General features: G+C 74.3%; 15 protein-coding genes. 9 read left to right on the forward strand and 6 right to left on the reverse strand.

Going from position 1 to position 12,312, the window contains the following annotated elements:
- Window positions 1–107: 107 nt before the first annotated feature.
- The 5 genes from ACZ6J5_RS14580 to amaP are packed head-to-tail and all read left to right on the forward strand — an operon-like array spanning window position 108 to window position 2,456.
- The gene (locus ACZ6J5_RS14580) at window positions 108–563 is read left to right on the forward strand and encodes an Asp23/Gls24 family envelope stress response protein (RefSeq protein ID WP_469391251.1); all 456 of its coding nucleotides are present in this window, start codon (window positions 108–110) and stop codon (window positions 561–563) included.
- Window positions 564–593: 30 nt separating this feature from the next.
- Complete coding sequence (locus ACZ6J5_RS14585; protein WP_362476925.1) at window positions 594–785, forward strand: hypothetical protein; 192 nt, start codon at window positions 594–596, stop codon at window positions 783–785.
- Between the two features lie 15 nt (window positions 786–800).
- On the forward strand, window positions 801–1,151 hold the full coding sequence (locus ACZ6J5_RS14590) for an Asp23/Gls24 family envelope stress response protein (protein WP_469391380.1): 351 nt from the start codon (window positions 801–803) through the stop codon (window positions 1,149–1,151).
- Window positions 1,148–1,858 (forward strand): DUF6286 domain-containing protein, encoded by a 711-nt coding sequence (locus tag ACZ6J5_RS14595; RefSeq protein WP_469391253.1) that lies wholly within the window; start codon window positions 1,148–1,150, stop codon window positions 1,856–1,858. Before ACZ6J5_RS14590 ends, ACZ6J5_RS14595 begins: the two co-directional genes overlap by 4 nt.
- A gap of 4 nt (window positions 1,859–1,862) precedes the next feature.
- Window positions 1,863–2,456: an alkaline shock response membrane anchor protein AmaP gene (gene amaP, locus ACZ6J5_RS14600; RefSeq protein ID WP_469391255.1), complete on the forward strand. Its 594-nt coding sequence runs from the start codon at window positions 1,863–1,865 to the stop codon at window positions 2,454–2,456.
- Window positions 2,457–2,463: 7 nt separating this feature from the next.
- On the opposite strand, the gene ACZ6J5_RS14605 is transcribed toward amaP, so the two are convergent.
- The 6 genes from ACZ6J5_RS14605 to ACZ6J5_RS14630 all read right to left on the reverse strand — a co-directional run bounded on the left by ACZ6J5_RS14605 (window position 2,464) and on the right by ACZ6J5_RS14630 (window position 7,952).
- Window positions 2,464–3,219, reverse strand: coding sequence for an SDR family oxidoreductase (locus tag ACZ6J5_RS14605; RefSeq protein ID WP_469391257.1), 756 nt, complete (start codon window positions 3,217–3,219; stop codon window positions 2,464–2,466).
- A gap of 4 nt (window positions 3,220–3,223) precedes the next feature.
- Window positions 3,224–5,014: a glycoside hydrolase family 15 protein gene (locus ACZ6J5_RS14610; RefSeq protein ID WP_469391258.1), complete on the reverse strand. Its 1,791-nt coding sequence runs from the start codon at window positions 5,012–5,014 to the stop codon at window positions 3,224–3,226.
- 39 nt (window positions 5,015–5,053) lie between these two features.
- Entirely contained in the window at window positions 5,054–5,857 is an 804-nt protein-coding gene (locus ACZ6J5_RS14615) for an SURF1 family cytochrome oxidase biogenesis protein (RefSeq protein WP_469391260.1), read from the reverse strand.
- Between the two features lie 68 nt (window positions 5,858–5,925).
- The gene (locus ACZ6J5_RS14620; RefSeq protein ID WP_132919147.1) at window positions 5,926–6,159 is read right to left on the reverse strand and encodes a hypothetical protein; all 234 of its coding nucleotides are present in this window, start codon (window positions 6,157–6,159) and stop codon (window positions 5,926–5,928) included.
- A gap of 64 nt (window positions 6,160–6,223) precedes the next feature.
- Window positions 6,224–7,198 carry a DEDDh family exonuclease gene (locus tag ACZ6J5_RS14625; protein WP_469391262.1) on the reverse strand — a complete coding sequence of 325 codons (975 nt, stop codon included), beginning with the start codon at window positions 7,196–7,198 and terminating at the stop codon, window positions 6,224–6,226.
- A gap of 61 nt (window positions 7,199–7,259) precedes the next feature.
- Window positions 7,260–7,952: a TetR/AcrR family transcriptional regulator gene (locus ACZ6J5_RS14630; RefSeq protein WP_469391264.1), complete on the reverse strand. Its 693-nt coding sequence runs from the start codon at window positions 7,950–7,952 to the stop codon at window positions 7,260–7,262.
- Window positions 7,953–8,050: 98 nt separating this feature from the next.
- Here ACZ6J5_RS14630 and ACZ6J5_RS14635 point away from each other — a divergent pair, with 98 nt between their 5' ends.
- Genes ACZ6J5_RS14635 through ACZ6J5_RS14650 form a run of 4 tightly spaced genes read left to right on the forward strand, consistent with a single transcriptional unit; the run spans window position 8,051 to window position 12,296 of the window.
- Window positions 8,051–8,884, forward strand: coding sequence for an acetoacetate decarboxylase family protein (locus ACZ6J5_RS14635; protein WP_469391265.1), 834 nt, complete (start codon window positions 8,051–8,053; stop codon window positions 8,882–8,884).
- Window positions 8,884–9,768, forward strand: a complete 885-nt coding sequence (locus tag ACZ6J5_RS14640; protein WP_469391267.1) for an SDR family NAD(P)-dependent oxidoreductase — start codon at window positions 8,884–8,886, stop codon at window positions 9,766–9,768. Before ACZ6J5_RS14635 ends, ACZ6J5_RS14640 begins: the two co-directional genes overlap by 1 nt.
- Window positions 9,769–9,780: 12 nt before the next feature.
- Complete coding sequence (locus tag ACZ6J5_RS14645) at window positions 9,781–11,073, forward strand: amidohydrolase family protein (protein ID WP_469391268.1); 1,293 nt, start codon at window positions 9,781–9,783, stop codon at window positions 11,071–11,073.
- A complete protein-coding gene (locus ACZ6J5_RS14650) occupies window positions 11,070–12,296 on the forward strand; it encodes an amidohydrolase family protein (RefSeq protein WP_469391270.1) in 1,227 nt (408 codons plus the stop codon). Before ACZ6J5_RS14645 ends, ACZ6J5_RS14650 begins: the two co-directional genes overlap by 4 nt.
- Window positions 12,297–12,312: the final 16 nt, after the last annotated feature.

The following is a 12,312-nucleotide window of genomic DNA, read 5'->3' on the forward strand; positions in this document are numbered from 1 at the left end:
CGCATCCCCGGCGCGATACCGGGCAAGCACCCTTAGTGTGGGCAAATAAGGCAAAAGCCTCATGGCTCTCACGCCGGTGACGGGCCTCGACGGAAGGGCGGACGGTGATGGCCGACAGCACGCATTCCGAACAGCAGACCTCGGTGACCAAGCGGGGCGGCGGCGACCCCGCCTCCCGGGGGCGGACCACGATCGCCGACGGGGTCGTCGAGAAGATCGCCGGAATGGCGGCGCGCGATGTCGTCGGCGTCCACGCCATGGGCAGCGGACTCTCCCGCACCCTCGGCGCGGTCCGCGACCGCGTCCCCGGCGGGGGCGGCGGCAAGTCCGGCGTGACCCGAGGGGTGAAGGCCGAGGTCGGCGAGGTGCAGACCGCCCTCGACCTGGAGATCGTCGTCGACTACGGCGTCTCCATCGCCGAGGTCGCCGGCGCCGTCCGGGAGAACGTGATCGCCGCCGTGGAGCGCATGACCGGCCTGGAGGTCGTCGAGGTCAACATCGCCGTCAGCGACGTCAAGCTGCCGGACGACGAGGACGAGGAGCCGGAGTCGCGGCTCCAGTAGCCGACGGCACGGACGACGAAAGGGCTCAGCATGAGCATGGCTGGGGTCGGCCTGGTGGCCGGCATGGCGCTCGGCTTCGCCGGGTACTTCGGCGGCTTCGGAGCATTCCTCCTGGTCGCCGCGCTGGGGGCGATCGGCTTCGTGGCCGGGCGCTTCCTCGACGGGGACCTGGAGTTCGGCGACCTGTTCCGGGGCCGCGAGCGCGACGACCGGCGGAGGTGACCGGGGGTGGTGGCAGTGGAACCGGCCCGGGACCGGGTGGGGGCGGCGCGGCGGGGCGCGACCACGATCGCCGACCGCGTCGTCGCGAAGATCGCCGCACAGGCGGCGCGCGAGGCCCTGGAACACGTCCCCCAGGGGGCGACCCGGCCGCACGCCTCGGTGGTCGTCCACCGCGACAGCGCCCGGGTCTCGGTCAGCCTCGAACTCGGCTACCCCTCCGACCTCGGCCGCCAGTGCGGGGCCGTCCGGGGCCGGGTCCGGCACCGGGTCGAGGAGCTGGCGGGCCTGGAGGTCCACGAGGTCGCCGTCCACGTGGAGAAGCTGCACTCCGCGCACACCGCCCAGACCCGCGAGCGGCTCCGGTGACCCCCGCGGCCGGCCCGGAGCCGGGCCCCGGACCGGACCCCGCGCACCCCGCCCCCGGCGCCGTGCCCGTCCTCACGGGCCCGGACCAGGGGCGTACGGACGCCGGGCGCACGGGCGACGGCGGCGGCCCCGGACCCGGCGGCGCGGACCCGGCCGGCCGGGGCGCCGCGCGGCGGTTCTGGTCGGTCCGCCGGATCCCCGCCGCCCTCGTCGCCGTCGTGCTGCTCGGCGCCGCCGGACTGCTCCTCTACGACGTCGCCGCCGTCCGCGCCGGGCACACCGCGATGGCCTGGCGCCGCTCCCTCGCCGACGGCCTCGCCACCCGTCCCCTCGACGACACCGCCGTCCTGGCCGGGGCCGGGATCGCCGCCGCCCTCGGCCTCTGGCTGCTGCTGCTCGCCCTCACCCCGGGCCTGCGCGCCGTCCTGCCGATGCGCCGCGAACACCCCGACGTGCGCGCCGGACTCGACCGCGAGGCCGCCGCGCTCGCCCTGCGCGACCGGGCCATGGAGGTGTCCGGCGTGCAGTCCGTACGGGTCAGGATGGGCCGTGCCAAGGCCGCCGTACGCGCGGTCTCGCACTTCCGCGAACTGGACGAGGTCCGCTCCGACCTGGAGAAGGTCCTCACCACCGGCATCGACGAGCTCGGGCTGGCCCGCCCGCCGGCCCTGACGGTACGGGTGGCCCGGCCGCCCAGGAAGGGGTGACGGCGTGACCGTCGTACCCGTGCTCCGCCGCGTCAACCGGACCGTGCTCGCCCTCGCCGGACTGCTGCTCCTGGCGGGCGGCGGCGCCGTGCTCGCGGCCGGCCTCGGCCTGTCCGTCCCGTCCTGGTGGCTCTGGTCGGGCCCGGACGACGTCCTGCTCACCCGCGCCCAGCGGCAGCACTGGCGCGCCGACGGCTGGTGGTGGCCGGTGGTCATCGCCGCCCTCGGGGTGATCGTGCTGCTCGCCCTGTGGTGGCTGATCGCCCAGTTCCGCCGCGCCCGCCTCGCCGAGGTCCTCGTCGACAGCGGCGACGGCGAGGAGGCCGTGCTGCGCGGCCGGGCCCTGGAGGCGGTCCTGGAAGCCGACGCGACGGCCCAGGAGGGCGTCGCCCGGGCCAAGGTCGCGCTCACCGGCCGCCGCACCGCCCCCCGTACCCGCGTCGCGCTCCTCCTGGAGCCCTACGCCGCCCCCGCCGACGCGCTCACCGCGCTCGCCGCCGAGGCCCTGGGCAACGCCCGCACCTCGGCCGGCCTGCCCGCGCTGCCGACCGAGGCCCGGCTGCGCGCCGTCAAGCACCGCGCCCGCCGGGTCAACTGACCGGGGCTCAGAAACCGCCGCGCGCCCCGCCGTCCACCGGCAGCATCACGCCCGTCAGATACGAGGCCGCGGGCGAGAGCAGGAACGCCGCCGTCCGCCCGAACTCCTCCGGCGTGCCGTAGCGGCGCAGCGGGATCCCCGCCTCGTTCGCCGCGCGGGCCGCGTCGGCGTCCCCGGACAGCGCGTCCAGCGAGCGCACCCGGTCGGTGTCGATCCGGTTCGGCAGCAGGCCGACCACCCGGATGCCGCGCGGACCCAGGTCGTTGGCGAGGGACTTCGCGAAACCGGCGAGCCCCGGGCGCAGCCCGTTGGAGATGGTCAGCCCCGCGATCGGCTCGTGCACCGACGCCGACAGCACGAAGCCGATCACCCCGCCCTCCGGCAGCGCCTCCGCCGCCGCGCGGGCCAGCCGCACCGCGCCCAGGAACACCGTGTCGAAGGCCGCCGCCCACTGCTCGTCCGTGTTCTCCGCGGCGAAGCCCGGCGCCGGACCGCCGACGCTGATCAGCACGCCGTCCAGGCCGCCGAACCGCGCCCGTGCCTCCGCGATCAGCCGCTCCGGCGTCCCCGGGTCCGCGTTGTCGGCGGCGAGGCCCGCCGCGCCCGCGCCGAGCTCCTTCACCGCCGCGTCGACCGCGCCCTCCTCGCGCCCGGTGACCAGCACCTTCGCGCCCTCCGCGAGCAGCGCCTCGGCGGAGGCCCGGCCGAGCCCCCGCGTCGCGCCGGTCACCACGTACACCCGGTCCCTCAGTCCAAGATCCATGGGCCTATCCTGCCGCCTCCGGCTCGGCCTCGGCCAGCGCCAGCGCCGTGCCCACCAGACCGATGTGGCTGAAGGCCTGCGGGAAGTTCCCGAGCTGCCGCCCGGCCGCCGGGTCGTACTCCTCCGCCAGCAGCCCCACGTCGCTGCACAGCCCGACCAGCCGCTCGAACAGCGCCCGCGCCTCCTCCGTCCGCCCGGTCAGCCGCAGCGCGTCCGCCAGCCAGAACGAGCAGACCAGGAAGGTGCCCTCGTCGCCCGGCAGCCCGTCCACCGAGTCGCCCCCGGCCGAATAGCGGCGCACGAAACCGCCCTGCGTCAGCTCCGCCCGCACCGCGTCCACCGTCCCGACCACCCGGGGATCGTCCGGCGGCAGGAAGCCGACCTGAGGGATCAGCAGCGTCGCCGCGTCCAGCTCGCGCGAGCCGTACGCCTGGGTGAAGGTGTTGCGCACCGGGTCGTAGCCCTTCGCGCACACGTCCGCGTGGATCTCGTCCCGCAGCGCCCGCCAGCGCGCCACGTCGCCCGGCAGCGCCGGCTCGGCCTCCAGCGTGCGCACCGCCCGGTCGGCCGCCACCCAGGCCATCACCTTGGAGTGGACGAAGTGGCGGCGCGGGCCGCGCACCTCCCACAGTCCCTCGTCGGGCTCGCGCCAGTGCGACTCCAGGAAGCCGAGCAGGCTCAGCTGGAGGTTCCAGGCGTGCCGCTCGGCGGGGATCCCGGCCTCCCGGGCGCGGCTGAGCGAGTCCATCACCTCGCCGTACACGTCGAGCTGGAACTGCTCCACGGCCGCGTTCCCCACCCGCACCGGCGCCGACTCGGCGTAGCCGCGCAGCCAGGGCAGCGTCGTCTCGGGCAGCCGCCGCTCGCCGCCCGGCCCGTACATGATCTGGAGGTCGGCCGGGTCGCCGGCCACCGCGCGCAGCAGCCAGTCCCGCCAGGCCGCCGCCTCCTCCACGTACCCGGCGGAGAGCAGCGCGCCGAGGGTGAGGGAGGAGTCGCGCAGCCAGCAGGCCCGGTAGTCCCAGTTGCGCACGCCGCCCAGCTCCTCGGGCAGCGAGGTGGTCGGGGCGGCGACGATCCCGCCGGTGGGGGCGTAGGTGAGGGCCTTCAGGGTGATCAGCGAGCGCACCACCGTGTCCCGGTAGGGGCCCTGGTACGTGCAGCGGGCCGTCCACGCACGCCAGTCGGCGAGGGTCTGCTCCAGCGCCGTGAACGGGTCCACCAGCGGGGGGCGGCGCTCGTGCGAGGGGTGCCAGGTGAGGACGAACGCGACCTCCTCGCCCGCGCGCACGGTGAAGGAGGAGCAGGTCGAGAACTGCTGCCCCCAGGTCTTCACCGGCGGCTCGCTGCGCAGCCAGACCGCGTCGGGCCCGGCGACGGCGACCCGGTGCCCCTCGGAGCGGCGCATCCACGGCACGATCGAGCCGTAGTCGAAGCGCAGCCGCAGCACGCCGCTCATCTCGACGCTGCCGCTGACCCCCCGCACGATCCGGACGAGATCGGGGGCCCTGTCCCGCTGCGGCATGAAGTCGACGACCTCGACGGTGCCGGTACGGGTCTCCCAGCGGGTCTCCAGAACCAGGCTGTCCTCCGCGTAGCGGCGGCCGGTGCAGGTGCCGGCGCCCTTGGGCGCGATCCGCCAGTGGCCGTTGTCCTCGTCGCCGAGGAGCGCGGCGAAACAGGCGGCCGAGTCGAAGCGGGGCAGGCACAGCCAGTCGACCGAGCCGTCCCGGCCGACGAGCGCGGCGGTCTGGAGGTCGCCGATGAGGGCGTAGGCGTCGATACCTTGCGTCACGCTCTGGGCTGTTCCCGGAAGCGGCGACGGTCAATCAGCTCAGGCGGGTGCCCCGGCGGGCTCGGGAGCCCCGTCCGTCGCCTCGGCCCGCGCCGAGGCGGCCCTGCGGTCGCGCACCTCGCGGCGCACCAGGATCACCCAGCCGACCGGCACACCCGCGGTGAAGAGCCACCACTGGACGGCGTACGCCATGTGCGCGCCGATCGAGTCGTGGTCGGGCTCGGGGATCAGCTCGGGGGAGTCCCCGGCGGGCTCGGGCGCGGTCTGCTCGACATAGCCGCCGAGCACGGTCTTCCCGAGGAGGGCGGCCTGCTGCTCGCTGCTGATCAGCATGACCTGCCGGTCGGGCAGCCCCTTGAGGTCCTTGATGCCGCTGGCGCCGGTCGTCTCGTCGGCCTTGAGCCGCCCGGTGACGGTGACCTCGCCGCGCGGGGCGGGCGGCACCTCGGGGAAGGAGCGCTGGTCGTCGGCGCTGGGCACCCAGCCCCGGTTGACCAGGACCACCTTGCCGTCCTGGAGGACGAGCGGGGTCAGCACGTGCACGCCGACCCGGTCGTCGGCCGAGGTGCGCCGGCGCACGACGACCTCGTGGGCGGTGTCGAAGGTGCCGGTGGCGGTCACCTGGCGCCAGTAGTCGGCGCGCGGGACGGTGTGCCCCGGCGAGGCCAGCTCCTCGACGGGGACGGCCCGGGCCCTCAGGTTGTCCTCGATCAGCGCGTTCTGGGCGACCCGGCGTTCGTGCCGGTGGAACTGCCAGAAGCCCAGCTCGATCATCGTGGGGATGAGGACGAGGGCGACGAGGGTGAGGATCACCCACTGCCGGGACAACAGGAAGCGGTACACGTCTTCGACCGTACAGCGTCGTGCCGGCCCCCCTCGCGGCGGGGCCGGGTGACCTCGCGGAGGCCGCGTCACACCTTGTCGACGATCCCCGCCCTCCCCTCCGCGCGGGCGCAGTGCGCCCCGCAGTACCAGTTGCCCTGGACCTCGACCCCCTGGCCGATGATCTGGACCCGGCAGTGCTCACAGATGGGCGCCATGCGGTGGATGGCGCAGGAGAAGCAGTCGAAGACGTGCACCGCGCCCTGCGCGTGCACCTCGAAGGACATCCCGTAATCGTTTCCGCAGACCTCGCAACGTGCCATGCGCCACAGGGTGCGGCCGGGGGCGGGCGGCGGCCCGGCGGCACGCCCGGCCCGCCGCGGCCCGTCACCCGTCTGCCGGGGTCACGTCCCGCAGCAGCTGGGTGTACGCGGCCTCGTCGACGACCGGCGTGCCGAAGGCCTTCGCCTTCACGGTCTTGGAGGTCGCCGAGTCCGGGTCGTTCGTCACCAGCAGGCTGGTGACGCGGGACACACTGGTCGCCACGTGCAGCCCGGCCTCGACCGTGCGGTCCTCCAGGAGCTCGCGGTCGACGGAGGTGTCGCCGGAGAACGCCACCCGCATCCCCTGCTTGAGCGGCTTGTCCGTCTCGTAGCGGCCCGGGTTCGGATACGGGCACGCCGGGCGCTTCCGGGAGGGCCGCCAGCCCGCCTGCCGGTAGGAGGCCTGATAGCCGATCCGCGGCTGCGCCGGGGCGGAGGCCCACTCGGTCAGCGGGCGGCACTCCAGGAGCGGAAGGCGCACGTTCCGCTCGGCGGCGGCGTGCAGGCTCGGCCGGAAGGCCTCGGCGAGCACCCGCGCGTCGTCCAGCGCGTTGTGCGCCCGCTGCTGCACCACGCCGAAGTGCGCGGCGAGCGACTCCAGCTTGTGGTTGGGCAGCGGCAGGGCCAGCTCCTTGGAGAGCGCGATGGTGCACAGCCGCTGCCGCACCGGCGCGGTGCGGTCGGCGCGCGCGTACTCGCGGGCGATCATCTGCCAGTCGAACATCGCGTTGTGCGCGACGAGCACCCGTCCGTCGAGCCGCGCCGAGAACTCCTCGGCGATCTCCGGGAACAGCGGCGCCCCCGCGAGCACGTCACTGGTCAGCCCGTGGATCCACACAGGACCGGGGTCCCGCTCGGGATTGACGAGCGTGTACCAGTGGTCCTCGACGTTGCCCTGGACGTCCAGCCGGTAGACGGCAGCCGACACTATCCGGTCGTCGCGGGCGAGTCCGGTGGTCTCCACGTCGACGACCGCGTACCCCTGTGGGTAGGCGGCCGGCCACGTCGCTGCTGTCGTACGGTCGTCGAGCATGGTCACTGAGAATACGGCCCGCCACCGACAGCGCGGGCCCCGGTGTCCCCTCGGCGGCCGGAACCGGTCATCCGGTTGACGGCCCGGGGCGCGCCGGCGAGCCCTCCGGCGCGGCCCCGTCCGGGGCCTCCGGCCGGCCCAGCAGCCCCGCCACCAGGGCCCGCACCATGCTCCTGAACAGGGCTTCCGCGTCGACCGGTGCCGTGAGCGCCCGCGCGAGCCCGGGGTCCGACTCCGCGATCGCGGTGCCCGTGCCCGCCGCCCACAGCTCCGTCTCCCCCGGCGACTGGGCCGGGGAGCGTTCGCGGTTGCGTTCCACCAGGACGTGCCCGACGACCTGGAACTGGACCGCCCGCACCAGCTCCGCCGCCCGGGCGCCGCGCAGGCCCGCCGCGTGGGCCTCGTGGATCAGGGCGCGCTGGGCGGGCAGGAACATGCGTTCCGTCAGGCCGCGTTCGTGGACCATCGCCACCAGGTGCGGCCGGTCCCGCAGGGCGCGGCGCAGCAGCAGCGCGACCGAGACGATCCGCGCGGCCGGGTCCGCGCCGCGCGGGCGCAGGGTGCCGAGGTCGGCGACGGTGCGCTCGACGAGCGCGTCGAGGAGCGACTCGCGGTTGCCGACGTGCCAGTAGATCGAGGTCACGGCGGTGCCGAGTTCGGCGGCGAGCCGGCGCATGGTGAGCGCGGCGGGGCCGTGTTCCTTCACCAGGGTCGCGGCGGTGTCCAGCACCTGTTCGCGGCTGAGTGCGCTGCGTGCCATCGGGTCCCCCAACTCCAGTGCGTGCACGGCTCTTTACCCTTCCGGGCCGTCGGTGTAACTGTGTTACAGGCCGATACGTTCCCGAAAGGCGGTACGTCATGGCACGAGTACGGTACGGGGCGCGCACCGAGGCGGAGATCGCCGCGACCCGCGAGAAGAGCGCGGGGCTCCCCGACATCTGGTCCACCGGAGTGGTCGCCGTCTGGGAGACCGACCCCGACGTCGTGGCGGCCGTCCTGCCGCCCCCGCTCAAGCCCACCGCGCGCCCGCTGGTGCGCGTCAACATCAGCAAGGTCGACCTGCCCGGCTATCCGCTCGGCGCCGGCTCCGTCGCCGTCGCGGCCGCCCACGGCGACGTCGAGGGCTGGTATCCGCTGGTCATGCCGATGACCCACGAGCGCGCCCTGACCGGCGGGCGCGAGGTCTTCGGCGAGCCGAAGAAGCTCGGCGAGGTCCTCGTCGACCGCGACGGCCTCACCGTCCGTGCCTCGCTCGCCCGGCACGGCATCGCCTTCGTCGAGGTGCGCGGCGCCGTCTCCGGCGCCCTGCCGCTGCCCGAGCCGGCCGAGAAGACCGACTTCTACTTCAAGTTCCTGCCCTCCGTGGACGGCGCGGGCACCGGCTTCGACACCGACCCGGTCCTCGTCCACTGCGTCCGCAACGAGAAGGTCCGGCGCCTGGAGCGGGTCACCGGCGACATCGTGCTGCGCGAGTCGATGTACGACCCGGTCGCCGACCTCCCGGTGCGCCGGCTCGTCGAGATCACCATCGGCGAGAAGACCACCGACCAGAAGGGCCGGGTCGTCGAACGGGTCAGCGCCCAGGCCCTGCTGCCCTACGTCCACCAGCGGTACGACGACCCCCGGCAGATCCTCGACGCGCCGCCCGAGGGCGCCGAGGGCGCCGGGAGCTCCGGGGGAGGGCGGGCCTGATGGAGCTGCGACAGGGACAGGTCGCCGTCGTCACCGGCGCCGCCAGCGGCATCGGGCTCGCCATGGCCCGCCGCTTCGCCGCCGAGGGCCTCGCCGTCGTCCTCGGCGACGTCGAGGAGGCCCCGCTGGCCAAGGCCGCCGAGGAGCTGATGGCCGACGGGGCCCAGATCCTCGCCCGTACCGTCGACGTCAGCGACCCCGACTCCGTACGGGCCTTCGCCGACGCCGCGTTCGACACCTTCGGCGCCGTCCACGTGCTCTGCAACAACGCGGGTGTCGGCTCCGGCGCCGAGGGCCGCATGTGGGAGCACGAACCCAACGACTGGAAATGGGCCTTCGCGGTCAACGTGTGGGGCGTCTTCCACGGCGTCCAGGCCTTCGTCCCCCGGATGATCGCGGGCGGCGCGCCCGGCCACGTCGTCAACACCTCCTCCGGCGACGGCGGCATCGCCCCGCTGCCCACCGCCTCCGTCTACGCCGTGACGAAGTCCGCCGTCGTCACCATGACCGAGTCGCTCTACGCCCACCTCAAGGCGGAGGGCGCCGCCGTCGGCGCCTCCGTCCTCTTCCCCGGCCCGCACATGCTCCGGACCGGCCTGTGGGAGTCGCACCGCAACCGGCCCGAGCGGTACGCCAAGGAGCGCCCGCGCAGGACCCCGTACCGCAGCCTCGACCAGTGGGAGTCGGCCATGAAGGAGGCCGGGCACGAGATCGCCTTCACCCCGGTCGAGGAGGTCGCCGAGCACGTCGTCGACGGCATCCGGGCCGACCGCTTCTGGATGCTGCCGGCCAGCGAGCACAGCGACCGGCAGATCAGGGCGCGCTCGCAGTCGATGCTCGACCGCGCCAACCCGTCGTACCTGGAGAGCTTCATCCTCGACTGAGAGGGCCTGGCCATGAGTCATGAGGACCCGTATCTGATCATCTCGTCCGACTGCCACGCCGGGCTCCCCACCGAGGAGTACCGGCCCTATCTCGAATCCCGCTTCCACCGCGCCTTCGACGAGTTCCTGGCCGGGCGCGAGGCCCGCCGCGAGGCCATGACCCGGCTCGGGGTGCGCAACGAGGCCTTCGCCGACAAGTGGTTCCGCGAGAACGAGGAGGGGCTGCGGGGCGGCTGGGACACCGCCCAGCGGCTCAAGGAGCTCGACGGCGACGGGGTGGCCGCCGAGGTCGTCTTCCCCGACGCGGACGCCGTCGACAGCCAGACCGCCGCGCCCTTCGGGGTCGGCCTCGGGCTCTCCGGCGACCAGGACCCCGAGCTCGGCATGGCGGGCGCCAAGGCGCACAACCGCTGGCTCGCCGACTTCGTCTCCCGCAACCCGGAACGCCACTGCGGGGTCGCCCTGCTGCCCGTCACCGCCGACCCGGCCGAGGTCGTCGCCGAGATCCACCGGGCCAAGGAGTCCGGGCTCGGCGCGCTGATGATCCCCTCCATGTGGGTGGACAAGGCGCCCTACCACGACCGGCGTTACGACCCGGTGTGGGCCGCCGCGGCGGAGACCGGGATGCCGGTGGTGACCCACTCGGGCGCGGCGCCGCGCGAGGAGTACGGCGACCACCTCGGCATCTACGTCTCCGAGGTGACGTTCTGGCCGGCCCGCCCGCTGTGGTTCCTGCTCTGGTCCGGGGCGTTCGAGCGGCACCCGGGGCTGCGCTTCGGCGTCGCCGAGTCCGGCTGCTGGTGGCTGCCGAACCTGCTGTGGTTCATGGACCGCCTCTACCTCGGCGCGCACGGCGGCAAGAAGCTCTCGCCGTTCGCGGAGATGAAGCGTCCGCCGAGCGAGTACCTGGACCGCCAGATGTTCGTCTGCGCCACCAACACCAAGCGGCGCGAACTCGCCCAGCGGTACGAGATCGGCGTCGACAACATCCTCTGGGGCTCCGACTTCCCGCACCCGGAGGGCACCTGGCCGAACACCCGCACCTGGCTGCGGAACACCTTCCACGACATCCCGGTCGGGGAGACCCGCCGGATGCTGGGCCTGGCGGCGGCGGAGGTCTTCGGCTTCGACGTGGCGAAACTGGCGCCGATCGCCCGGCGTATCGGCCCCACCCCCGCCGACCTCGGCCAGTCCGCCGACCAGGCGGCCGTGGAGGCGTCCTGGGCCCGCTCGCGCGAGGTCGGCCGGCACTGGCTGACCGAGCACGACTTCCCGGTCCTGGGGACGACGGGGGGCGCGCCGTGACCGACCGCTACACGGTGATCTCCGCCGACTGCCACGCCGGCGGCGACCTCCTCGACTACAAGCCGTACCTGGAGAAGAAGCATCACGAGGACTTCGACGCATGGGCGGCGACCTACGTCAACCCGTACGAGGACCTGCTCGCCGACACCGCCGACCGCAACTGGAACTCGCAGCGCCGGCTGCGCGAGCTGGAGGCGGACGGCATCGTCGCCGAGGTCGTCTTCCCCAACACCATCCCGCCCTTCTTCCCGAAGGCGTCGCTGATGGCGCAGCCGCCCACCCGCGACGAGTACGAGCGGCGCTGGGCCGGGCTCCAGGCGCACAACCGCTGGCTCGCCGACTTCTGCGCGGACGCGCCGGGGCGGCGGGCGGGCGTGGCGCAGATCCTGCTCAACGACGTGGACGCGGCGGTCGCCGAGATCCGCCGCACCCGCGAGGCGGGCCTGACCGGCGGCATCCTGCTGCCCGGCGTCCCGCCCGGCTCGCCCGTGCCCGAGCTGTACGCGGCGGCGTACGACCCGATCTGGGCGGTCTGCGCGGAGCTGGACGTGCCGGTCAACCACCACGGCGGCTCCGCCTCCCCGCCGCTGGGCGACGAACCGGCCGCCCGCGCCGTCTTCATGGTGGAGACCACGTGGTTCTCGCACCGGGCCCTGTGGCACCTGATCTTCGGCGGCGCCTTCCGCCGCCACCCGGACCTGAAGCTGGTCCTCACCGAGCAGGGCTCGGGCTGGATCCCCGGTGTGCTGCGGATGCTGGACTACTACCACGACCGCCTGGTCGCGGCCTCGACGAAGGCGTCCACGGCCGAATCGAAGTTCGGTGCGGGCCTCGCGGAGTCCATGGGCAAGGGCCCGAGCGCGGTCTGGCGGGACAACTGCTTCGTCGGCGCCAGCTTCATGCGCCCGCACGAGGTGCCGCTGCGCGAACGGATCGGCCTCGACAAGATCATGTGGGGCAGCGACTACCCGCACGACGAGGGCACCACCCCGTACTCCCGCGAAGGGCTGCGCATCGCGTACGCGGGACTGCCGAGGGAGGAGGTCGCGGCCATGGTCGGCGGCAACGCGGCCCGCGTCTACGGCTTCGACCTGCGCCTGCTCGACGCGCTGGCAGCCGTCCACGGTCCGACCGTCGAGGAGATCGCCGAGCCCCTGAAGGAGGTCCCGGCGGGCGCCACCAGCCCCGCGTTCGCGCTGGGCGGGTCGGTCCGCGTCTGGTGAGCCACCGGGTGCGACC

It is taken from the genome of Streptomyces sp. NPDC042100 (assembly GCF_055582325.1).

Coding starts and splice junctions, on each gene's coding strand:
- ACZ6J5_RS14585 (WP_362476925.1), top strand. CDS start 594: ATGAGCATGGCTGGGGTCGGCCTGGTGGCCGGCATGGCGCTCGGCTTC.
- ACZ6J5_RS14640 (WP_469391267.1), top strand. CDS start 8,884: ATGGAGCTGCGACAGGGACAGGTCGCCGTCGTCACCGGCGCCGCCAGC.
- ACZ6J5_RS14605 (WP_469391257.1), bottom strand. CDS start 3,219: ATGGATCTTGGACTGAGGGACCGGGTGTACGTGGTGACCGGCGCGACG.
- ACZ6J5_RS14635 (WP_469391265.1), top strand. CDS start 8,051: ATGGCACGAGTACGGTACGGGGCGCGCACCGAGGCGGAGATCGCCGCG.
- ACZ6J5_RS14620 (WP_132919147.1), bottom strand. CDS start 6,159: ATGGCACGTTGCGAGGTCTGCGGAAACGATTACGGGATGTCCTTCGAG.
- ACZ6J5_RS14630 (WP_469391264.1), bottom strand. CDS start 7,952: ATGGCACGCAGCGCACTCAGCCGCGAACAGGTGCTGGACACCGCCGCG.
- ACZ6J5_RS14645 (WP_469391268.1), top strand. CDS start 9,781: ATGAGTCATGAGGACCCGTATCTGATCATCTCGTCCGACTGCCACGCC.
- ACZ6J5_RS14580 (WP_469391251.1), top strand. CDS start 108: ATGGCCGACAGCACGCATTCCGAACAGCAGACCTCGGTGACCAAGCGG.